The organism is Chryseobacterium sp. HR92 (assembly GCF_045689405.1).
Taxonomy (GTDB): Bacteria; Bacteroidota; Bacteroidia; order Flavobacteriales; family Weeksellaceae; genus Chryseobacterium; species Chryseobacterium viscerum_A.
Genome location: NZ_CP139139.1, coordinates 4,351,643 through 4,375,488, shown reverse-complemented (window position 1 = coordinate 4,375,488; position 23,846 = coordinate 4,351,643). Strand labels below are relative to the sequence as shown.

Annotated in this window: 17 protein-coding genes and 1 rRNA gene; 12 read left to right on the top strand and 6 right to left on the bottom strand. The window is 36.3% G+C overall.

Features of this window, described 5'->3' with window-relative positions; translation table 11 throughout:
* Positions 1–106: 106 nt before the first annotated feature.
* Together rrf and SFA27_RS19810 are read left to right on the top strand one after the other, a co-directional pair.
* Positions 107–214, top strand: a 5S ribosomal RNA gene (gene rrf, locus SFA27_RS19815).
* A gap of 851 nt (positions 215–1,065) precedes the next feature.
* The gene (locus SFA27_RS19810) at positions 1,066–1,263 is read left to right on the top strand and encodes a hypothetical protein (protein WP_264519203.1); all 198 of its coding nucleotides are present in this window, start codon (positions 1,066–1,068) and stop codon (positions 1,261–1,263) included.
* A gap of 82 nt (positions 1,264–1,345) precedes the next feature.
* On the opposite strand, the gene SFA27_RS19805 is transcribed toward SFA27_RS19810, so the two are convergent.
* Entirely contained in the window at positions 1,346–2,974 is a 1,629-nt protein-coding gene (locus SFA27_RS19805; protein WP_047377694.1) for an acyl-CoA carboxylase subunit beta, read from the bottom strand.
* Between the two features lie 381 nt (positions 2,975–3,355).
* Here SFA27_RS19805 and SFA27_RS19800 point away from each other — a divergent pair, with 381 nt between their 5' ends.
* From SFA27_RS19800 to SFA27_RS19790, 3 genes are read left to right on the top strand one after another with little or no spacing between them, the layout of a single operon-like run.
* Positions 3,356–4,234 (top strand): DMT family transporter, encoded by an 879-nt coding sequence (locus SFA27_RS19800; protein WP_407294420.1) that lies wholly within the window; start codon positions 3,356–3,358, stop codon positions 4,232–4,234.
* Positions 4,235–4,247: 13 nt separating this feature from the next.
* Entirely contained in the window at positions 4,248–5,330 is a 1,083-nt protein-coding gene (locus tag SFA27_RS19795; protein ID WP_047377696.1) for a PorV/PorQ family protein, read from the top strand.
* Between the two features lie 10 nt (positions 5,331–5,340).
* On the top strand, positions 5,341–6,081 hold the full coding sequence (locus SFA27_RS19790) for a hypothetical protein (RefSeq protein ID WP_264519201.1): 741 nt from the start codon (positions 5,341–5,343) through the stop codon (positions 6,079–6,081).
* Between the two features lie 444 nt (positions 6,082–6,525).
* Here the strand turns inward: SFA27_RS19790 and uvrC are convergent, their stop codons facing one another.
* Both uvrC and SFA27_RS19780 read right to left on the bottom strand, forming a co-directional pair.
* Positions 6,526–8,319, bottom strand: a complete 1,794-nt coding sequence (gene uvrC / locus SFA27_RS19785; RefSeq protein WP_264519200.1) for an excinuclease ABC subunit UvrC — start codon at positions 8,317–8,319, stop codon at positions 6,526–6,528.
* An 86-nt stretch (positions 8,320–8,405) separates the two neighbouring features.
* Positions 8,406–9,167 carry a hypothetical protein gene (locus SFA27_RS19780; protein WP_407294417.1) on the bottom strand — a complete coding sequence of 254 codons (762 nt, stop codon included), beginning with the start codon at positions 9,165–9,167 and terminating at the stop codon, positions 8,406–8,408.
* Positions 9,168–9,297: 130 nt separating this feature from the next.
* Here SFA27_RS19780 and hutH point away from each other — a divergent pair, with 130 nt between their 5' ends.
* The 3 genes from hutH to SFA27_RS19765 all read left to right on the top strand — a co-directional run bounded on the left by hutH (position 9,298) and on the right by SFA27_RS19765 (position 12,893).
* Complete coding sequence (gene hutH / locus SFA27_RS19775; RefSeq protein ID WP_264519198.1) at positions 9,298–10,785, top strand: histidine ammonia-lyase; 1,488 nt, start codon at positions 9,298–9,300, stop codon at positions 10,783–10,785.
* Between the two features lie 88 nt (positions 10,786–10,873).
* A complete protein-coding gene (locus SFA27_RS19770; RefSeq protein ID WP_047377701.1) occupies positions 10,874–11,320 on the top strand; it encodes a GNAT family N-acetyltransferase in 447 nt (148 codons plus the stop codon).
* 91 nt (positions 11,321–11,411) lie between these two features.
* Positions 11,412–12,893, top strand: a complete 1,482-nt coding sequence (locus SFA27_RS19765; RefSeq protein ID WP_407294414.1) for a S8 family peptidase — start codon at positions 11,412–11,414, stop codon at positions 12,891–12,893.
* 69 nt (positions 12,894–12,962) lie between these two features.
* Here the strand turns inward: SFA27_RS19765 and ygiD are convergent, their stop codons facing one another.
* Positions 12,963–13,790, bottom strand: a complete 828-nt coding sequence (gene ygiD, locus SFA27_RS19760) for a 4,5-DOPA dioxygenase extradiol (protein WP_264519195.1) — start codon at positions 13,788–13,790, stop codon at positions 12,963–12,965.
* A 79-nt stretch (positions 13,791–13,869) separates the two neighbouring features.
* Positions 13,870–14,382: a YceI family protein gene (locus SFA27_RS19755; protein WP_047377704.1), complete on the bottom strand. Its 513-nt coding sequence runs from the start codon at positions 14,380–14,382 to the stop codon at positions 13,870–13,872.
* Positions 14,383–14,714: 332 nt separating this feature from the next.
* Here SFA27_RS19755 and SFA27_RS19750 point away from each other — a divergent pair, with 332 nt between their 5' ends.
* From SFA27_RS19750 to SFA27_RS19735, 4 genes are all read left to right on the top strand, one after another.
* A complete protein-coding gene (locus SFA27_RS19750; protein ID WP_407294412.1) occupies positions 14,715–16,853 on the top strand; it encodes a DPP IV N-terminal domain-containing protein in 2,139 nt (712 codons plus the stop codon).
* 226 nt (positions 16,854–17,079) lie between these two features.
* Positions 17,080–18,105, top strand: a complete 1,026-nt coding sequence (locus SFA27_RS19745; protein ID WP_407294410.1) for an LLM class flavin-dependent oxidoreductase — start codon at positions 17,080–17,082, stop codon at positions 18,103–18,105.
* A gap of 371 nt (positions 18,106–18,476) precedes the next feature.
* Entirely contained in the window at positions 18,477–19,889 is a 1,413-nt protein-coding gene (locus SFA27_RS19740; RefSeq protein ID WP_407294408.1) for an inorganic phosphate transporter, read from the top strand.
* Between the two features lie 45 nt (positions 19,890–19,934).
* The gene (locus SFA27_RS19735; protein WP_047377707.1) at positions 19,935–20,762 is read left to right on the top strand and encodes a universal stress protein; all 828 of its coding nucleotides are present in this window, start codon (positions 19,935–19,937) and stop codon (positions 20,760–20,762) included.
* A gap of 48 nt (positions 20,763–20,810) precedes the next feature.
* Here SFA27_RS19735 and SFA27_RS19730 read toward each other — a convergent pair whose 3' ends face one another.
* The gene (locus tag SFA27_RS19730) at positions 20,811–23,846 is read right to left on the bottom strand and encodes an SbcC/MukB-like Walker B domain-containing protein (RefSeq protein WP_407294405.1); all 3,036 of its coding nucleotides are present in this window, start codon (positions 23,844–23,846) and stop codon (positions 20,811–20,813) included.

Below are 23,846 nucleotides of genomic sequence, written 5' to 3'. Positions count from 1 at the left end.
TTTGTGAAAGTTTTTATCGCTTAAAACAGGTAGCAGATGGTAGCTATCAGGGAGCAGGAATGCCTGTCACCTATAACCAACATCCTGCAACCTTATATACCTTCTTTAGGGTGGTTTTAGCGGTGGGGCTCACCTGTTCCCATTCCGAACACAGAAGTTAAGCCCACCAGCGCCGATGGTACTGCGAAAGCGGGAGAGTAGGCCGCCGCCAGTTTTTATTTTATTTTTAAAAAATCCTTTATCATCAGATAAAGGATTTTTTTTGTTGTATACCTAATACCTAATCCAGCCAAATAAGCAACTAAAACTCTAAACATAAGTAATGGGCAATAAGTAATAAACAATAGTCATCACTCATCATTCTGTCATGGCAGATGTTATTATTACCTATTCATCATCCATTACTCATTACTGATTATTCATTACCCATTATTGCTTTTCCCTTCCTGATCTTCCTGCTGACTTCTTATTTGTTGTCTCCATTACCGTTTATTACCCCCGGTTTGTCACTCCGCAGGAGTCTAAACAACCAATTTTAAAGTTCTATCATCAATCATATCTAAGATTACCAAATCACTTAAGTATTAAAAACCCCTGTAGTTCTGCAGTATCCCTTTGAATCCTTTAGACCCTAATAAATGTGACTGGATTCCTGCGGAATGACATAGTTGGGATATTAGATCTTACTATGTAAAATTGACTCTTCCTAATCTGGATGGGCCCCGCAACTTATAACTCATAATTAATAATTCATAATTCATAATTTGTTTTAGCCTAGCCCCGATAGCAATGGCTACCCCGCAACTTGGGTTAGAGAGCATGTGGGGTTGAGTGTGGGAGCGCGATGGCGTGAGGAGTATGAATGGATAGCGGGAGAATGCTTCTAGAAATATTGGCTAAGCTACTTCCTTCTTGCTTTGGGATTACTATATATATGAATCCTACTTTAGGAATAATTTAATTTTTTTTATTTAAATTTCACCAGATGTTGAAAAAATTGTATATTAGAAAAAGCGTAATCCGAAAAGCTGCAATAGAGTAGGAACTATCAAAAACTAAAAAACTATGAAAAATCTAGTAAAGATTTCAAGAGAGAGTTTAAAATCACTGAAAGGAAGTGGTGGACCAACATGTCCGGATGATCCGGCATTCGGAATGTGCTATCCGCCGGGATGGCCTAATGGAATTTGTTTGAGTAAATATCAATGCTGTATGAAGCTTGGCGGGCCTATAGAATTTTGTAAAGAAGAATATGGAAAGTAATATTCCTATAATTTAAGGGTATAAATAAAAACACGGCTATTTCAGTTTGAGATAGCCGTGTTTATTTTTATAAGTGTATTGATCAGACTTGAATTACTCCTAAGTTGAATTTCTCAGTAATAGGAGCATGATTAGCCGCTTCAATCCCCATAGAAATCCATTTTCTTGTATCTGCAGGGTTGATGATGGCATCTGTCCATAATCTTGCCGCTGCATAAGTAGATTCAGTTTGTTTCTGATATTTTTTTGAAATTGTATCCAGAATTTCGTTGTGTTCTTCTTCAGTAATTTCTTTTCCTTGTTTCTTTAATGTAGATTCCTGGATCTGAGCAAGTACTTTTGCCGCCTGTGCTCCTCCCATTACGGCCAGATCAGCCCAAGGCCATGCAACAATTAATCTTGGATCATAGGCTTTTCCACACATTGCATAATTTCCAGCTCCATAAGAGTTACCTGTGATAATGGTAAATTTAGGAACTACAGAATTGGAAACAGCGTTTACCATTTTAGCTCCGTCTTTAATGATACCGCCATGTTCAGACTTTGAGCCTACCATAAACCCGGTAACATCCTGTAAGAAAATTAAAGGTATTTTTCTTTGATTACAGTTAGCAATGAATCGTGTAGCCTTATCTGCAGAATCTGAGTAAATAACTCCACCAAACTGCATTTCTCCTTTACCACTTTTAACCAGCTTTCTCTGATTGGCAACAATACCTACAGACCACCCATCAACTCTGGCTGTTGCACAGATAATACTCTTGCCATAATCCGGTTTGTATTCTTCGTATTCAGAATTATCCACAATACATTTAATAATTTCATAGGTATCATATTGCTCAGCTCTTGAAACCGGCATAATTCCGAAGATATTTTCAGGGTTTTCTTTTGGCTGGAAACTTTCAATTCTGTCAAAGCCAGCTTTTTCAGTACTTCCGAGAGATTTCATGATGTTTTTGATTCTATTCAAAGCATCTTTATCATCTTTAGCCTTATAATCTGTTACTCCTGAAATAGAGCAGTGAGTGGTGGCTCCTCCCAATGTTTCATTATCAATACTTTCACCGATAGCTGCTTTTACAAGATAGCTTCCGGCAAGGAAAATAGAGCCTGTTTTATCTACAATCATGGCTTCATCGCTCATAATAGGCAGATAGGCTCCTCCTGCTACACAACTTCCCATTACAGCAGAAATCTGGATGATTCCCATAGAACTCATCTTAGCATTATTTCTGAAAATTCTTCCAAAATGTTCTTTATCCGGGAAGATCTCATCCTGCATTGGAAGATAAACACCAGCGGAGTCTACCAGATAGATAATAGGAAGCTTATTTTCCATTGCAATTTCCTGTGCTCTCAGGTTTTTCTTTCCTGTGATAGGAAACCATGCACCCGCTTTTACAGAAGCGTCATTGGCAACGATGATACATTGTCTTCCGGAAACGTAGCCAATAACTACTACAACTCCTCCGCTAGGGCATCCTCCATGCTCCTTATACATTTCATATCCTGCAAATGCTCCTACTTCTATAGAATCTGAATCCTTATCGAGAAGATAATCTACTCTTTCTCTAGCTGTCATTTTTCCTTCATCACGAAGCTTTTGAAGCCTCTTCTCACCACCTCCTTTTTTGATTTCAGTGAGTAAGCGATTTATTTCTGATAATTTTAATCTGTTTTGATCTTCTCGTTTATTGAATTCGATATCCATAAAATTTTCAATTTTTTACGCTTAAAGATACTATTTTTATGAGGAATACAAATAGGAAGTAAAACAGTTGTTTAATACTTTGGTTTCTAGTAAATTGTGAAATTTTTAACTAAAAAATATTTTTAAATAATTTATATTTTTTCTAACTTTACATCAGAGTAATGGAGGGTGATAACCTCTGAAAATTACTCTGTTCCTAGTTTATTTTTTTAATAGTTTATTATTTGAAGGCCCTGAAAGTTTAACAAATTTTCAGGGTTTTTTATGGACTGATCTCTATTTTAATTTTTATTAACTTTTTTTAGATTAAACGTGTCTTTTTATCAATTTTTGTGATTGTGATTTGTAAATTTGCACGTTAAAATTAAAAGGAGATAGGTTATGCATAAATTGGCACTTTTCAGGTTACATTTAATAGTATTTTTATGGGGGTTCACTGCAATTTTGGGAAAACTAATTCATGCCAATGCTCAGATTCTTGTGTTTTACAGGATGTTGTTTGCCTCTGTTTTTCTCTTTGTATTCATAAGAGTCTTTAAGAAGGAAAGTATAAAGGTTTCCAAAAAAATATTTTTTCAGCTGGCAGCAATAGGTTTTGCAATGGCGCTCCACTGGTATTGCTTTTTTTATTCTATTAAAGTTTCCAATGTTTCTATTGCATTAAGCTGTCTTTCCTTGTCTACACTTTTTGCCTCGATTCTGGAACCTATTATTTTTAAAAGAAAGATAGATATCTCTGAAGTCATTATGGGAACGGTCATCGTAGCCTGTATACTATTAATTTTCAAAACAGAGTTTCATTTTAAAGAAGGTATTATTTATGGAATCCTTTGTGCTGTATTTGGGACTGTTTTTTCTGTTTTTAATGGTAAAATGTTTGGTAAAACGAGTTCAGGGAATATTATTTTTTATGAAATTTTCTGTGGTTGGTTTATTTTAATGATATTTTATTTGCTTTCAGGGCAAATTTTTCAAATGAATGAAATAAACTACCGGGATTTGGCGTTAATATGCTTGTTAGCCAGTGTTTTTACCGCTTTTCCCATGTTAGAATCAGTAAAATTAATGAAGTATATATCACCTTTTACTTTAATTTTAACAGTTAATTTAGAACCTGTCTACGGAATTATACTAGCTTTTTTTATCTTTGGAGAATCAGAACATATGAGCCCTATATTTTATATTGCTTCAGGAGTTATGATACTGGCTATCATTGTAAATGGATTAATTAAAGCCAGAAAAACTAAAAACTTAAACTAAGCATCAAATTTATATGATGAAAAAATATCTTTTACTTGCATTTTCACTGCTGTTTGGGCTGTCTCAATCTCAGATTATCAGGAAATATTCCAATGAATTCTTAAATATCGGAGCCGGAGCAAGAGGTCTTGCAATGGGAGGGGCAGTAATCACCAATCAGGATGATGTATATTCTCCTATGTGGAATCCTGCAGGTTTGATGTCAGTTGAAAGAGACTGGCAGGGTGCAGCCATGCACGCAGAATACTTTGAGTCTATCGCAAAATACGACTATCTGGCGTATGCGAAAGTACTCGAAGAAGGTGTATTTGGTGTTTCGGTGGTAAGACTTGGTGTAGACAATATTTTGAATACTACCCAGATGATTGATTCTGAAGGAAACATTGATTATGATAAAATCACTAAATTTTCTCAATCCGATTACGCTGCTATCCTTTCTTATGCTTTCAGACCCGGAGGAAATCCAAAATTGGATGTTGGGGTAAATGCTAAAATTGTCTACAGAAATGTAGGTAAGTTTGCCAATGGTTATGGATTTGGTTTTGATGTGGGTGCTATTTATAAAGCAGATAACGGATGGAAGTTTGGAGGTATGGTAAGAGATATTACTACTACCGTAAACTTCTGGAGTATCAATCAGAAAGAACTTTCAACCGTTGTTAATGGAGAAGAATTCAATCCGGCGCCTAAAGATAAACTGGAACTAACAATGCCTAAGCTGAATGTAGGTGCCAGCAAATTATTTGAAATCAATAGCAGTGTATATGTATTACCAGAAGCAGGTATCAATGTAGATTTTGCTAAAACCGCTTCATTGATTTCCACAGATTTCGCAAGTATCAGTCCATATGCAGGAGCTGAGCTGGGGTATCAGAAAATGATTTTTGTGAGATTAGGAATCAACAGATTCCAGTCTATTACAGATATAGAAGATCTTAAGAGAAAAGTTTCTTTCCAGCCAAGTGCAGGTCTTGGGATAAGATACAGAGGGCTTACACTGGATTATGCAATTACAAATTCAGGAATTGGCGGATCTAATTTCTATTCCAATTTCTTCTCCCTGAAACTGGATATGGGAGCATTCAGAAACGATTAAAATAATAAAAATGAAAAAGGTATCAATGTTCTTGTTAGCAATATGCTCAACAATGATTTTTGCACAAAAAGTTTCGGACTACAAATATGTTGCAGTTCCTGAAAAATTTGAAACATTTAAGGAAGATTATAAGTTTAAAGACTTTTTCACTAAAGCTATGGCAGGGAAAAAATATATAGTACTTCCTGTTATTAAAGATAATTGGCCTACTGATGCTAAAAATAACTATTGTAATGTGGTTACCGCTGATATTCTGAATGATAAAAGTTTGTTCAAAAATAAATTGCTCGTCCAGTTTAAAGATTGTAATAATAAGATGATCCAGGAATCCAAAGGAAGCTCAAATATCAAAGATTTTGAAACTGGTTTACAGGATGCTTTGAAACAAGCTTTAATGAGTGTACCTATATCTAACCCTGTCGCATTATTACCTGCATCCACTAATGGTCAGAATACATCTCCTGAACCAGCTGCATCTGTTGTGTCTACAACGGCTCCGGAAGCAAATAACTACTCAAATGGTAAGCTGGATCTTCAAAAGATTCAGATTGATTCCAATCAGTTTATCTTAGCAAAGTCTGGCAGCTCCGTACCGTTTGCCGTTTTCAAAGCAACTTCTAAGAATTCAGTTTTCATGGTAAAACTCGCTGATGGAAATACTACTATTGGATATTTTGAAAACGGGGGCATTGTGATAGATATCCCACAGGCTGACGGAAGATATTCCAAAGAAACTTTTGTGGCAAAATAATCTGAAAATAAATAACAAAATAAACATAAAAGGCTCTTGAAAAAGAGCCTTTTATAATATATATGCTGATGTGTTTTTCATTTTTTGGAAAGTTTGAAAAGGTATTTGTATTTAGATTTTCTACAAGAAACATATACTATACAGAAACAAGAAGTAGTTATTATCCGTAAGGGTAAATGAAAATGTAAAAAGATTTATAAAATGAGAAAAATTTTCATAGTATTATCGTTATTAGTTGATAATACTAATTTATGAAAAAAATATAAATAATACTATTATTTAATAAAATATTTATTTATTTACATTTTTCATTGATAAATTACCTTTGTGTTTAAAGGAATGTTGCTTCTTATCACTTGTTGATGAAATAGAAAATAGATATAAAATTTTATAAAAAAGAACTATTTTATTAGTGAAAAAGAACTGTTGAACTATGCCAGGTCATCAATTGGCATTAAAAAATTCCCAAATCATTTTCCCCTTACTTTTCCCTAAAATTTCTTCCAGGGTTTCCATATTGGCTTCTTTGATACGTTTTACAGACTTTAGTTTAGACAGAAGCAGCTCAATTGTTTTTTCTCCAACACCGGGAATTTCTTCCAGTTCAGATTTAATGGTAGAATTTTTCCTTCTAGTTCTGTGGTGCTTTACCCCAAATCGGTGAGCTTCATCACGTACACGCTGCAGAATTTTTAAAGTCTCGGATTTTTTATCCAGATATAAAGGAATAGGGTCTTCAGGAAAGAAAATTTCTTCCAGTCTTTTGGCAATACCTACAATGGTAATTTTTCCGTAAAGTCCCAATAATTTCAGGCTCTTTACAGCAGAAGACAGCTGTCCTTTTCCTCCGTCTATAAGAATCAACTGGGGAAGATCTTCACCTTCATCAAGCATTCTTTTGTAACGGCGGTAGATTACTTCTTCCATCGTAGCAAAATCGTTAGGCCCTTCCACTGTTTTAGGATGGAAGATTCTGTAGTCTGCCTTACTCGGTCTGCCATCTTTGAAAACAACACATGCTGAGACAGGATTGGTTCCCTGAATATTTGAGTTATCAAAACCTTCAATATGTCTGGGTTCTACCGGCATTCTGAGAAGCTTCTGCATTTCTGCCATGATTCTGTTAGTATGCCTTTCAGGATCTACAATCTGAACCTGTTTTAGTTTTTCCAAACGATATTCTTTAGCATTCTTTTCAGAAAGCTCTACAATTCTTTTTTTATCACCAACCTTAGGAACGATCAGTTTTACATTCGGAATTTCTACAGACAAATGAAATGGCAGCAGAACTTCTTTGGAATCAGAAGAAAACTTTTGACGGATTTCGATTAATGCTTCCTCCATAATATCTTCATCTGTTTCTTCAAGAATCTTTTTGATCTCAGTAGTAAAACTTTGGATGATATTTCCATTTCTGATTTTAAAGAAATTGATATACGCCGCAGTTTCATCACTGGTCATTCCAAAAACATCCACATCATCAATATTAGGATTAACGACAGTGTTTTTAGCTTGATAATCCTCAAGAATATCAAGTCTTTCCTTAATGATCTGAGCTTGCTCAAACTGAAGACTGGAGGCCAGTTTCATCATCTGATTCACCAGATAATCCTTCGCTTTCCGGAAATCCCCTTTGATTATGCCACGGATCGCATCTATCTTTTCATCATATTCTTCCTTACTTTCAAGATCTTCACAAGGACCTTCACAGTTTTTGATATGATATTCCAGGCAGACTTTATATTTTCCTTCCGCAATCTTTGCCGGAGAAAGATTCAGATTGCAGGTTCTGAGTTTGTAAATATGCTTGATGGTATCCAGTAAAATCTTTGCTGGACGTACTTTTGCATAAGGACCATAATACTCGGATCCATCTTTAACTACATTTCTGGTGAGAAAAATTCTTGGGAAATCTTCATTCTTGATGCAGATCCATGGATAGGTTTTGTCATCTTTCAACATGACATTATAAAACGGCTGATGTTCCTTGATCAGGTTATTCTCCAATAAAAGTGCATCGTACTCACTGTTTACAATTGTTGTTTCCAATCGCTGGATTTTACCGACCATTATTTTGATCCTGTATCCGGAAAGGTTTTTGTTGAAATAAGAGAGAACCCTCTTTTTAAGATTTTTAGCTTTCCCAACATACAAAAGCTGTTCGTTTTTATCATAATAACGATAAACGCCGGGTTCGGATGGTAAGGTTTTGAGCTGTAGTTCTAAAGAAGGATTCATATAACAAAATTAAGGAAACTTTCCCTATTTAAAAAAGAAAAACCTACAGATGAGTCTGCAGGCTTTATTTTATTGATGGAAGTGTTTTATCCGTTTGTCATAGCTGTATATTCGCTCACAAGAAAACTGAAGTAATCCCATTCTACAGAGTTTTTAGGATACTTTTTTGTAAACTCCTGATTGTCTCCAAAAAGAAAATCATAATTGTCTTCAAAATCATCTTTATGCAGCCACATCACTTTGTTGCCTTTCTTTACATAGTAAGATTTGATAACCCCGCCCCCAAGCTGTGGAGAGCCCATTACAGAAAAACCTGTTGTTTCTTTAGCTCTGGGATCGTGGTATACAGAAATGATATCATCAAAACCTGGATTGATAACCTGCATCAGAAATTCTTTATCATCTTTTTTGTTCTTTAGAGAAACAGTCTGGTTTACAAAATAAATTCTATCATTATTGGTATTTTTCGTCAACTTCTTAGTTCCGAAATTTCTGATATTTCCCATATATTTTGCCACTTTTGCAATCTTTTCCGCATTGCTTGGATACACATACATCTCATTGATCTGATCAGCAGTGAAAGTAGCATTCTTTTTTGTGATACTGTCTTTGATAGCGACTTCGTAGATCTGACCTTTTTTGGTTTCAATCTTATTACAGAAACCTTTGTAGGTAGTTCCGTCTTTTAAGATGATCGTGGATGTTTTCTTAGGAGATGGAGTATTAAAGCCTTCATTAAAAAGGTAAGTTTCCATTTTTTTGATGTCCTCTTTAGAATATTTTACTTTCTGGGCGAAAGCAGTTGTGCTTGCTACACATAAAGCAAGAAGTAGAGTTTTCAGTCTCATGTATTATTGTTTTTAATTTTCGGGGCTAAAATAGTAAATTAATTCCCTTGTTTATATAAAAATATAGAAGATTAAAATTTAGCTTTTCCAATTATTGTTAAATGCGTAATTTTAAGAAAATTTTTTAGAAATGATATACGGGGTAGATGTTTTTACTTTCCATGATGTTCTGGAAATCTGTAAAAAGCCAAATAAAGCCAAGCTTAATAAAGCTTCAAAAGAACAAATCTTAAAATCTCAGAAAAACGTACAGAAAATAGTAGAGTCTGACAGATGTGTTTATGGAATCAATACCGGGTTCGGACCCTTATGTGATACTAAAATATCAGCAGACGAAACAGCTCAGTTACAATATAATCTGATCATCTCTCACGCAGTGGGAGTAGGAAAACCAATTGATAAAGAACTTTCCAAGATTATGATGATTGCTAAAGTTCATGCCCTTTCAAAAGGATTTTCCGGAGTTTCTCTGGAAGTTATCGAAAGGATGATTCTGATGCTTGAAAAAGATATTATTCCGGTGGTTCCTGAACAGGGATCTGTAGGAGCTTCAGGAGATCTTGCCCCATTAGCACACTTGGTATTGCCTTTACTTGGTTTAGGACAGGTTTGGGAAGGAGACCAGGTTTCCGAAACAATAGATGTTTTGAAAAAATATGATCTTGAACCATTAGTTTTAGGACCAAAAGAAGGATTGGGATTAATCAACGGAACTCAGTTTATCCTTGCCCATGCAATCAAAGGACTTGAAAAGTTTGAATACTTATTAGATCTTGCGGATATGACTGCTGCAATGAGTATCGAAGCATACAGAGGTTCTGCAAGCCCATTCAAAAAAGAACTTCATGAGATCAGACCTTTTGAAGGTAGTAAAAAAGTAGCGGCAAGAATGCTTAAATTCTTAAAAGGATCAGAAAATATGAAAGCTCACGAAGATTGTGAGAGAGTTCAGGATCCTTATTCTATGAGATGTGTACCACAGGTTCACGGAGCCAGCAGAAATGCTTTTGAGCACCTTAAAGGAATGGCAGAAACAGAATTGAACTCCGTAACAGACAATCCGATTGTATTAAGTGCTGAAGAATCTATTTCAGGTGGTAACTTCCACGGACAGTTGATGGCTCTGCCTTTAGATTATGCTACACTGGCTGCTGCAGAATTAGGAAATATTTCTGACAGAAGAAGTTATTTATTATTAGAAGGAAAGTACGGATTACCAAGATTATTAACGGAAAGTTCAGGATTAAATTCCGGATTTATGATTCCTCAGTACACTTCAGCTGCTTTGGTTACAGAGAATAAAACATTATGTTTCCCGGCATCGGCAGATTCCATTCCTACAAGCTTAGGGCAGGAAGACCACGTTTCTATGGGAAGTATCTCAGGAAGAAAATTCAATCAGGTTCTTGGAAATCTTGTGAATATTCTATCTGTTGAACTTATGTTTGCTGCTCAAGGGCTTGAATTCAGAAGACCTGCGAAATGCTCTAAAGTGATTGAAGAAAACTTTTCAATTCTTCGTTCTAAAGTTACCAAGCTTGAAGATGACAGATTAATTGGAAAAGATATGTTAGCAATTGCAGAGTTGATTAACGAAAGAAAATTTGTTGTCAACTAATCTAAAATAAAATAAAAGCTTCCGAAAGGGAGCTTTTTGTTTTTACAAATCTTTAAATCCTTCAATTTTTAAATCTTTAAATCAAAAAATGTATATACTCAGAACAGATTCCTCCAATACAGACTTTCAGAATCTTGTAAAATTACTTGATGCTGCTTTAACCGAACATAATGGAGAAAATGATGACTTCTTTGCTCAGTTCAATACAATTGATACCATCAAAAACTGTGTTGTAGTTTATATTGATGATATTCCCGCAGCCTGTGGAGCATTCAAACCCTTTTCGGAAGATACCGTAGAAATAAAAAGAATGTTTACCCATCCGGAATTCAGAAAAAAAGGACTGGGTTCAACTATTGTGAAAGAACTGGAAAACTGGGCCGCAGAATTGAATTTTAAAAAAGCAGTTTTGGAAACTTCTCAGGATCTGAAAAGTGCTATTTCAGTCTATGAAAAAAGTGGTTTTTACAGAATGCCTAATTATGGGCAATACGTTGGAATAGAGCAAAGTGTCTGCTACGAGAAAGTATTATAATTTAATATTCATGTAATGGTAAATTCATTTTTTTTCAGTTTTTAATTCCCGTTAAAGTGTTATATTGTGGCTCCAACCAAAATTATAACATATGAAAAAAACTGTATTCCTATTAGCAATATTTTTTGCTTTAAACTCGTGTTCCAGAGAAGACCTTCAGAACGAAAATGTAAAAACCGAAATGTCTCAGAAAGATCCACTGACTGCAAAACAGATCAATGAAAGGATTAATCAGGCTATTAAAACGGACGGTACTTTCAATTGGAAGAATGAATCCGATCATTTCGTATGGAGTGCTATTTTCCGTGGAAATAAAATGGTATCCATCGGTTTTGGAGCCTCTAAGGACGACTTTGACAGAAGCAAATCTCCAAACAGTAGTGATATAGAAAAGGAAGTCCTTTCTGTGATCAAAAAATATGAGGGAAAAGATGAAAGAAATTTCCTTCTTCTTTCAGATCAGTATCTTAATCAGATGGATGTTGTGATTGAAAACGAGGAAACTGTTACCGCTCTTCGACAAATGAAGAACATCCGATATGTAGAGCCGGCAGACTATCATTATTTTGAATATGAGGCTCAATATAATACAGCTGCAAAATCTTCTGGAAGCGGTTCATCAGGATGTGGTTTTTCATCATCAACATTGAGTACAGCAGATTATACATCTACCACACCAAGTGCGAAAATTCCATGGGCTTTCACTAAGCATAATATTCCTGATGCATGGAGCTACAGCACGGGGGCAGGAGTTACAATAGGACTTATTGATACAGGAGTTTCTCCAGAACAGACTTTGTTAGGAGGAAGCTTTAATAATGGTGCTTCATCAGGAAGAACGATCAGTAAATTCGGAGTGTATAATTCAGACGGATCGGGAGATCAGTGCGGACACGGGACAAAAATGGCTTCTGTGATGACTGCTCCAAGAAACAACGCAGGACTGCCTGTAGGAGTAGCTTACAATGCCAATCTGATTGCCTACAGAGCTGCAGAAAATGTTGTTTTGGAAACTTCAAGTGAACAGACTGCTGTAAAAACGGCTTTTACAGAATTAGGTAACAATACCAGTGTAAAAATCATCTCTATGTCAATGGGACATATTTTCTCCGTCGGAAAAATTGAAGATGGTGTTAAATATGCTTATTCTAAAGGAAAACTGATTTTCTGTGCTGGAGGTACTTCTACCAGCTTTACCAGTTTCGTTGGAGTAATTTTCCCTGCATCGATGTCAGAAACTCAGGCGATCACAGGAGTAAAGGAGAATACATCCAATCAGAAATGTGATGTCTGTCACTCCGGGAGCCAGATCGACTTTACCTTCCAGATGGAGAGAGCTTCAGGAAATACGGTTCCGGTTTTGAGTTATTACAACGGTCAGGCAGATTATGTGGGCGGTTCTTCGGTAGCTACAGCAGCTACAGCGGGAATTGCAGCTCTGGTTTGGGCTAAAAATCCATCATGGACGAGAGAGCAGGTGCTTAACAAAATGAGACAGTCTGCCACTTACTATCCAAATGTTAATTCAAGTTACGGCTACGGAAACATCAATGTTCTGAAAGCTGTACAATAAATAATCATTCCATAAAAAGAAAAGGAAATATTTCAGTTGAGATATTTCCTTTTTTATTTTTAGAACAGGCTATCCGATTCTTACACTGGTCATACTCAATGATCCTCCTATAAGCTCATCATTGAATAAAGTAAGTTCCTCAGACTGATCTTTCAGCCCTAAAGTATACAATAAAGGCAGATAATGATCAGGTGTAGGAACAGCATATTGTAAGAAAGTTCCCTGTTTCTGATAATCAATAATATGCTGGAAATTTCCATCCAGAAGCCAATTATTGGTTTTTTCTCTGGCTTCTATAGCCCAGTCCCAGCCGGCTCCTACTGTATTTATATTTTTCCAGTCGATAAGACGGAGGTTATGAACAATATTTCCGCTTCCAATAATCAGAATACCTTTTTCACGCAGCTTGTTCAGCCTTTTGGCAAGATCATAATGATACTGGGGAGATTTTGTATGGTCTATACTCAGCTGAATAACAGGAATGTCGGCATCAGGATACATATGTTTGATCACAGACCATGCACCATGATCAAGTCCCCAGCTGTGGTCTTCTTCCACATCAATCGGGAGCAGAAGTTCTGCAGTTTCTTTTGCCAGCTCCGGACTTCCCGGAGCAGGATACTGCACATCAAAAAGTGCTTTCGGGAAACCATAAAAATCATGGATGGTTTTCGGCATATCCATAGCGGTTACAAAAGTTCCGGCTGTATACCAGTGAGCAGAAATACAAAGAATTGCATTAGGTTTAGGAATTTCAGAGGCTGCTTTTCGGAAACCCTGTACAAATTGGTTCTCTTCAATGGCATTCATCGGTGAACCATGTCCAAGAAATAAAACAGGCATTCTCTGTGTGCTTTTAAAACCGTCGCTTATGTTTTGAAGATCGTTGAGGTTCATAAATATTGAAGATTATAAAAAAATAAAAGGTTCAAGGCTTTTAGAAAATCCCTGAACCTTTTGTAATATATGTTATTTACTATGCTTGTTTTACAAACTGTAATTCACCAGCTACTTTCACATCATCACTTACCATTACACCTCCTGCTTCAAGAGCTGCATTCCAGTTTAATCCGAAATCTTTTCTGCTGATTTTTCCTTCAAAAGAGAAACCTGCTTTTGTATTTCCCCATGGGTCTACGTTGATTCCTCCGAAATCTACATCAAGAGTTACAGGTTTTGTAATTCCGTTGATGGTAAGATTTCCAACGATAGCATTATTTAATGCCTGAGATTCAAAAGTGATTGTAGGGTGTACTTCAGCATTGAAGAACTCTGCAGATTTTAAGTGATTATCTCTGTCTGTATTGTTTGTGAATACAGAATCCGTCTGGATCGTAGCAGTAGTTTTTGCATTTGCAAAGAATTCGTCTTCAGATTCAATTTCAGCAGTGAAAGTTCTGAAGCTTCCTTTTACGTTAGAGATCATCATGTGTTTTACTTTGAAAGTAATTTCACTATGCGTAGGGTCTAAAATCCATTTTGTTGCCATTGTATTTTGTATTTTTTGTTTGTTATTAATAATGCAAATTTAGGATAGAGAACATATACAAGTCATTGATATAGGATAAGAAATGAGATTTTTTTGTCAATGGTCAATTTTGCTTCGCAAGTGAATACTATACATTTCCCATAATTAAAAATTGACAAGCGCAGCGGATTGACTATTCACAATTCACCTATCCTAATCTCTTTAAAAATTCTACTATTAAGTTAAGAAATAATTTCTTTTAGTGCATGAATTCCATTTTATGAATGTTTTAATTTAACATTTCTTAACGAATGGTTTTTATTTCTTATTTTTGATGGATTCAATTTTATACAATGAAATTACATAAATTTTCTTTATTGATGCTGGTTCTAGGCAGTTCAGCATTTGCCCAGAATCAGAAGTTTACCATGGCAGAGGCTGTAAATGGAATGAGAACCAACCTTGCCGTGAAAAATATTTCCCAGTTTTCATGGGCTGCAGACGGGAAATCTTACATCCAGGCAGTAAAAGGCGGTTATTTGATTACAGATTTGAAAACCAATAAACAGGATACTCTGATCTCGTTGAGCCAGCTAAACCGAAACCTTTCCGATGATAAGCTGAAAGCTGTTCCGCCAATCAAGTTTACAGGGAATTCAAATGGCTATTTTACTACAGGTGGTAAAATGTCGTGGATCGAGAAATCAGGAAATGACTGGAAAGTAAAAAATACGGCTGCGGTTGATCAGGATGCTGCGAATGTAAAAATGTTTGGTGATGGCCAAACCTTCGCTTTCACAGCAAAGAATAATTTATTTGTAAGCAGAAACGGGAAAACCATTGCGGTAACCAACGAAACGAATGAAAATATCATTAGCGGACAGGCTGTTCACAGAAATGAATTTGGTATTGATACCGGAATTTTTCCTGCCCCGAACTCAGAAAGTGTAGCTTTCTATAAAATGGATCAGAGCATGGTAGCGGATTATCCGATCATCGACTGGTCTGTAACTCCTGCTGTAAATCATAATATTAAATACCCAATGGCTGGTCAGACTTCTCACCAGGTGACATTAGGAGTTTTCAATATTAAAACTCAAGCTACTACTTTCTTAAAAGTGGAAGGTGAGAAAGACCAATATCTGACGGCTGTTACATGGAGCCCGGATTCAAAATACATCTTTGTAGCTGTTTTAAACAGAGGTCAGAATCATATGAAAATGAATCAATATGATGCTGCTACGGGAGAATTGGTGAAAACGTTATTTGAAGAAACAGACAGTAAATATGTTGAACCACAGCATCCACTTACTTTCTTCCCGAATTCTAACACAGACTTCATCTGGCAGAGCCAAAGAACGGGATACAATCACCTGTTCCACTACAGCCTGGAAAAAGGACTGGTAGCACAGATCACAAAAGGCGACTGGCTGGTAACAGATATTTTAGGATTCAATGAAAAGAAAAAGGAAATCTATTTTACTTCAACAAAAGACACGCCTTTAGAAAGACATTTGTATAGAATCAACTGGACCAACTTCAAGATGCAAAGGCTGGACAATGAAGAAGGAATGCACATTGGAACATTGAGCAGTGACGGAAACTATCTGTATGATGCATACAGCAATGCCAATTCACCGAGAGTTGCCAACATTATCAATACAGCTAATTTAAAAACTACTAATATCCTCACTTCTGAAAATCCATTAAAAAATTATCAGAGACCGGAAATTAAAAATGTAACATTGAAGGCTGACGACGGAACTCCTTTGTACGGAAAGATCATTCTTCCAACCAACTTTGATCCGAATAAAAAATATCCAACCATTGTTTATCTGTATAACGGACCACACTTGCAGCTGATCACAAATACTTTCCCGGCTTCAGGAAATCTTTGGTATGAATATATGGCTCAGAACGGGTATATCATTTTCACAATGGACGGAAGAGGTTCTTCTAACCGTGGACTAAAATTTGAGCAGGCTGTATTCAGAAATCTGGGGACAACAGAAATGAATGACCAGATGAAAGGAGTAGAGTACTTAAAGTCTCTTCCTTATGTAGATGGAGACAAAATGGGAATCCATGGATGGAGCTTCGGAGGATTTATGACGACAAGTTTCATGCTTCGTAAGCCGGATGTATTCAAAGTAGGAGTAGCAGGAGGACCGGTAATCGACTGGAGCATGTACGAGATCATGTACGGAGAAAGATATATGGATACTCCACAGGAAAATCCACAGGGATATGCAACAGCTAATCTTTTGGATAAAGTTCAGAACCTGAAGGGAAAATTACTGATGATCCATGGAGCGCAGGATGATGTAGTAGTATGGCAGCATTCTATTAAATTTATCAAGTCAGCTGTTGATAACGGAGTTCAATTGGATTACTTTACATATCCGGGACATCCGCATAATGTGATCGGGAAAGACAGAGTTCACCTGATGCAGAAAATCACAGATTATTTTGATTTGTATCTGAAGAAATAATAATACAATCCAGCCGAAAACAAGGCTGGATTTTTTTTGAACATTACCTTAACCTTATTGTATTATGCTAAATTTAGATTGCTTCGCTTTGCTCGCAATGACTATACCGTGTTATTAGTGATAAATTAGTGTTATTTGTGTTTTAAAAAACAACTTTTCGATCTTACCAAACATCAATGTTTTTGATCTTTCATAGTGGTATTTTTGTATCACTAAAATCAACAATATGGAATTAGGAATAGGAATGTTCGGGGATTTGGCTTTAGACCAGTCCACCGGAAAATATAGAGATGCAGGAATTAAGATCCGTGAAATATTGGATCAGGTAAAATTAATGGATGAGGTAGGAATCGATGTTTTCGCTATGGGAGAACACCACCGTCCGGATTATGCTGTTTCTTCTCCGGAGATCGTATTGGCAGCGGCAGCGAGTATTACAAAAAATATAAAACTAGCCAGTGGGGTGACTGTTTTAAGTTCTTCGGAGCCGGTAAAAGTATATGAAGATTTTTCTACGCTGGATCTTATTTCAGACGGTAGAGCAGAGATCTTCGTGGGACGCGGAAGTTTCATAGAGTCATTTCCGCTGTATGGTTATTCATTGAATGACTATGAGCAGCTATTTGACGAAAAATTAGAATTATTACTGAAAATCAATTCTGAGGAAAACGTAAGCTGGTCTGGAAAACTTCGTGCTCCGATGGAGAACCAAACTGTTTATCCAAGAGCAAAAAATGATGGAAAGCTTTCAATCTGGAGAGCTGTTGGAGGAACTCCGCAGTCTGTTTTAAGTGCAGCACAGCTTGGAATGCCTTTAGTGGTAGCCATTATTGGAGGAATGCCGATTCAATTTAGAAATCTGATCGAATTCTATAAACAGGAATACCAGAAAGCAGGGCATGATGTTTCGAAAATGCAGATTGCTGTTCACTCACATACTTTTGTGAGCGACGATCAAAAAGTAGTAGATGGATATTTTCATAATTATAAATCTCAGATGGACAGAATTGGGTCTTCCAGAGGATGGGCTCCTTACACAAAAGCACAGTATGATGGTGGAAGAAGCAAAGATGGAGCATTGTTTATCGGCAGTCCGGCAGAAGTAGCAGACAAAATTGCTTATATGAAGGAGATCTTCGGAATCACCAGATTTATCGGACATATGGATGTGGGAGATCCTGCGCATGATGTGATGATGAAATCTATTGAACTATTCGGAAAAGAAGTGAAGCCTGCTGTACAAGGATTATAACAGGAACGTTTACAGATATGACAAGGAGACCAGAAAAAGGTCTCCTTTTTTATTCTCATATTTTTAAATGTAATAAACAGTTAATCATTTATTAACATCGTAATCTTTTAAACTTCATTTCTTTACAGTGATGAAACAAAGCGATAGCTATTAATGATTGACCTGTCTATAATCCGCATGATACAAACTCTGTATTGTACTGGTGACAAACTGTTTATTTCCACAGCCGGTTTGCTCAAAAGGTCGTTTGGATGTTCTAAAGCCTATTACTATTCAAAAAATTGTTCTTATGATACCTTTCCGATGGTTTCATTTTTCAACATTCTGGACGTTCTGTTGGTCCAGTTATTCCAAAATCTAAACAAAAAACCATGCTTTTAAACAATATCCTATTTTTTTCAGTGGATCCGGATCTCAGTACAGGCCTTGTCATTATTTTCATCCTGTGTCTGGTAGCCGTTGTGGCTTTTGAGTTTGTAAACGGTTTTCATGATACAGCCAATGCTGTGGCTACCGTAATTTATACCAAAGCTCTTAAACCTGTTATTGCAATTCCGTGGTCTGGTTTCTGGAATTTTCTAGGAGTTTTTACTGGAGGAATTGCCGTTGCGATGGGAATCTTAAAACTGGTCCCTATGGATACGCTCATCACGCTGCCAATTGCTGTAGGAGCCTCTTTGGTTTTGGCTGTTCTACTGGCTTCAATCATCTGGAATCTGGGAACCTGGTATTTTGGAATACCTTGCTCCAGTTCTCATACTCTGATTGGGGCTTTGATTGGTGCCGGTTTAGGATTTACCTGGTATTATGGCGGAGGAGTGAATTGGCATAAAGCTGAAGAAATTGGAATGTCGCTCATTTTATCCCCTATTGTAGGATTTTGTTTAGCTGTCCTGCTGATGTGGTTTTTTAAATATGTAATCCGTTATAAAACACTTTTTCATATTCCCACAGGAGCCAATGACAAACCTCCTTTTACTATAAGAGCCATTTTAGTAACAACCTGTACTCTAGTAAGCTTTTTTCATGGTAGTAATGACGGACAAAAGGGAGTAGGGCTTTTTATGCTGATCCTGATTGCTTTCATGCCTGCTCAGTTCGCAATTAATCATGATATTCCTAACGATAAGATTATTTCTATCCTGAATACAACGGAACATACATTACAGGCTGCAGCTGCCCGAAATACTCAAAATACAGCTGAATTTAAGACATTGAACCTGGCTGTTGAAAATGTAAAAGAGAATCTGATCCATAAGAATGAAAAAGACAAAGCGGCTACCTACAGATTTAGAAAACAGGTAGACAACCTTGTTGATTCTCTGAAAAAACTGAATGAAAATAAAGCCATAGCTATTGACGAATCCAGCAGGGCAATGCTCACCAGCCAGATTTCTGAACTTAAAAAATTAACCGAATTTGCTCCTCTATGGGTCATTATTATTATCTCTGTATCTCTCGGATTGGGAACTACGATAGGCTGGAAGAGAATTGCAGTAACCATTGGTGAAAAAATAGGAAATGAACATTTGAATTATGCCCAGGGTGCCTCCAGCGAAATTGTTGCCGCATCTACTATCGGTATCAGTACATTTCTGGGATTGCCGGTAAGTACCACGCACGTTTTGTCAAGTGGTATCGCTGGTTCTATGGTGGCTTCCGGTGGTAAAAGTAACCTTAATCCGGCTACATTAAAAAGTATCGGTCTTGCCTGGGTGCTTACTTTACCTGTGTCTATTGTATTATCTTTACTGTTATTTATATGTTTCCATCTGTTTATTTAGCAGCAGATTTTTTAGTTCAGTGATTATTATTAAAACCGAAAAAAAATGAAACAAATATTAGTTGCCTCAGACTTTTCCAACAACGCAGGTAATGCTCTGTTGTATGCTCTGTCTCTCGCCAAAACCTTAAAGATGAAAGTAACGGTGCTGAATGCCATTCATCCTACGGAAGGCATCAACAATAGTACATACAACGCCATTTTTATTGAAGATTACTATGCAAGAAAAAGATCTGCTCTGAAAGAATGGACAGAAACCTTCTGTAATAACAGCGAATATAAAGACATTCCGGTTAAAACCGTTTGTGATGTTGGCTTTTTAAGAAATGTCATTACAAAATACATCGAATATAATGATGTATCGTTTTTAGTAATGGGAATGACGGGAGCTACAGGCATTAAAGGAATTATAGGAAGCAATGCCAGTTTAGCCATTAGCAAAATGCGGATTCCTACCTTAATCGTTCCTGCGGAAAGTATACTTCATCCAACACCTGTTATCACGCTGGCTGCTGATTATAAAACCACAAAACTATCCGTAAGGGATGTAAAGGCATTGAACCAGATCCTTAAAGTTTCCGATCCTAAAAAGCTGGAAGTACTTCATATTTCGGACAAAGATACAGCTGCTAGAACCATAGAACATGGAGAAAAGAAATTAAAAGATCAGCTTTCTTCTGTGGAAATCACCTTTCATTACGTTGAGGATGATAAACCATCAAGCGGAATTATTGATTTCATAGAAACCAATAAAACAGATATTTTATGTCTGGTAAAACACAATCACAATATTATTTACCGATTATTCTCCGGTAGTACCGTAGATGAGATCCTGAACAAATCTGTGAAGGCTGTATTGATTCTTCATGCATAAATTTTCAAGACAGCCTTAGTTGAATGTCTTTTGAGGGTTTAAGATTAATTATACAATTTCAATCAGACTTCCTCTTTCCTCGTCTTTAATAATATTGAGAGCTGTAGGAATTTTCTCTTTCAGCTCTTCAACGTGAGAGATAATTCCTACAATCCTGTTTTCTTTCATCAGATTGGTGAGGGTTTCAAATACAATATTCACAGATTCTGTATCCTGAGTTCCAAAACCTTCATCAATAAAGAAAAAGTTCTTATCTGCCTGTGCATTGGCCTGAACACTTTCTGCCAACGCCAGAGCAAGACTTAGCGATACCTGAAAAGCCTGCCCGCCCGAAAGGGTTTTTACACTCCTGCTTTTTCCTTCGTTGAGGTAATCTATGATTTCAAAATCGCTATTTTCATTAAGCTGAAGGCTCAACTGGTTTCTAGTCATCCTGTGGAAACGAACATTCGCATGATCACAAAGCTGTCTCAGATAAATAGAAGAAACATATTGTACAAAACCCGCTCCTTTAAACAGGTTCATCATGAGTTTTAAATTTTCTGAGCGTTTCTGCAGTTTTGCAAGTTCTTTTAAAAGAGTTTCTTTTTTCATAAACTCTTTTTCCAATCGGTTTATTTCTGCTGTTTTAGTCACTACAGAATCACTGATTTTTTTCTGCTCACTTTGCGCTTCAACAAATTGCTGTTCAGCCAGAGAAAACTGTTCGTTATCGAATGAAAGACCTTTCAGCTTCAATTCCAGTTCTCCAATGAATTTCTTTAAAGCTTCAAACTCAACTTTAAAATTCTGAATTTTGGCTCTCACCAGTTGAATATCGATTTCCTGAAGTAAAACACTCTCAACTTCTTTAAATTCTGTGAAATTTTGATCCGCTAAAGTGTTCAGAATAGCTTTTTCATTACCGGAAATTTCCTGTTCAAGTTTGGTGATTTGTTTTTCAGATTGGCTGACAATGGCTTTTTGCTCTGCCAGTTTCGGAGAAAGAACTTTTTCTTGTTGTAAAGCCCTTTGGTAATTTTCTTCGGTTTCTTTATTGGATTGTATCAGTTTCTGATACACTTCTTCAATCTCAGCTTTTTTCTTTTGGACATACAGATTCCAGTCCAGTATTTTAAGACCGGAACGGCTGATATTGATTTGTTCCTGCTTCGAAACTTCTTCCAGACGGAAAGCCTCTAGGGCACTTTTATACTTTTCCAGAGTTTTAGTTTCCTTTTCCAGATTTTCTCTTTCCAAAGCAATGCTTCGTTCCGTTTCTTCAATCTTTCTTTCTAAAGTAAATGAGTCTGAACGTTTTTTCTCAAACTCTTCCTCCTGATCAGGAGAGAATGGCTTCCAAATGAAATTCAGGATATGAATCTTAATATCTTTTTGAATCTGAAGAACAATCTTCTGTTCAGAAAGAAGTTGTTCCTCAAAGATTTTTTTACGATCCAGAATTTTATCAATTTCTGCTTCCTGCTTTTGAAGCGCTGTTATTTCTTGTTCTACGGATGTTATTTTCTCTTGAGTGTCCTGCAGTTCAGTATTTACATCATGAAATTCCACAATATTCGGATGTTCTTTAGATCCACAAAGAGGACAGTTTTCACCGTCATGAAGTTCACTGGCAAAACGGGAAAGTTCTTTTTGAATTTTAAGATGATCCAGTTTCTGTGAAAATTCCTTTTTCTTTGTTTCTAAAGCTTCTTTCCTGCTTTTGAACTCTTCTTTATAATTCTCGGTATAAGCAAAAGGCTTTAATTCTTCTGCAATTTCTCCGATCTGTTTTTGATGTTTCTCAATCTTTTCGGTTTGTTCCTGCAGTGATTTTTTTAGATTCTTTTGCTGAATAAACCAATTGCTCACTTCAGAAAGCAGCGCAGAATCAAGCTTTTGTTCCTTTAAAGTTTTTATTTGTGCTGAAAGTTCATCAATCTTTTTTTGAATTTTCTCTTTATTGAGGTCTACTTCTTTTACTTTTTCGGAACCTTTCTGTGTTCTTTCATTCAGAATTTTGATTTCTTCAGTAAACTTAAGAACCTGAATGATGAGGTTCAAATCGTTTTCCTGAATTCTTGATTGCTCCAATGCCTTAAATTGTGGTTCAAGAGCAGTAAGCTGTTCCTTTATGATAGTAAATGCCTTTTCAGTTTCCTGCTTGTTTTTGATCTGCTGATCTTTCTCGTTTCGTTTGTCCGAAATCTCCTTTGAGAGTTTATTTTTCTCAATAATTAAAGGATTGAAAAGCCGGAAAGTACGATCGTATAATTCTGCCTGTGCTTCCAGCGCATCCATCTGGGGCTTTTCTTCAGAAAGTTTGCTGAATTTTTCCTTATTCTGCTGTAAACTGTCAAAGTCGCTTTTTAAGTTTTTCAGCTGTTGATAAATGTGGGAAATCTTTTCCAGTTTTTCATTGGACTCGGAAAGTAGTTTCTGTTCATCTGCCAGGTGTTCTTTCTGAATTTTGATTCTCTCTTCATTGATTTCTTCAAAACCTTTTAATTGCCCCTCCAGCTGATCCAGTTCAGATCTGTTTTTTACATGAAGTGCAGAAACATTATTCTGAAGGTCAAATTTCTGAAGATTAAAAATCTCCTTCATCATATTCGTTCTTTCTGCAGCACCCAGTTCAAGAAACTCTTTAAACTGTCCCTGCGGAATAATAATGGTTCTTTTGAAGTTGGAGTAGCTTAATCCAATGATCTTTTCCGCATTTGAATGATCCAGAGGAATCCATTTACCATTACTATTTTCATAGAAAGTAACAGCATTAGGCTTTACCTCTTCAAATTTCTTCGAATTTCTCTTAAAATCCCTGGTAGCACGGAAAAGTTTATTCTCATAATTTATAAAATCAAATTCTATATAAGAACTGTTTGATTTTAAATTCATCATGTTATAAGCTCTTTTATCACGCATGTTCAGACGTTCCGTTTCTCCATATAAGACAAACGAAATGGCTTCAAGAACCGATGATTTTCCAGAACCCACAGCCCCGAAAATACCAAAGAGTCCTGCTTCAGTAAGGTTTCTGAAATCAATAGTCTGACGCTCCTGATACGAGTAAAGTCCTTCGATAGTTAATTGAACAGGAATCAT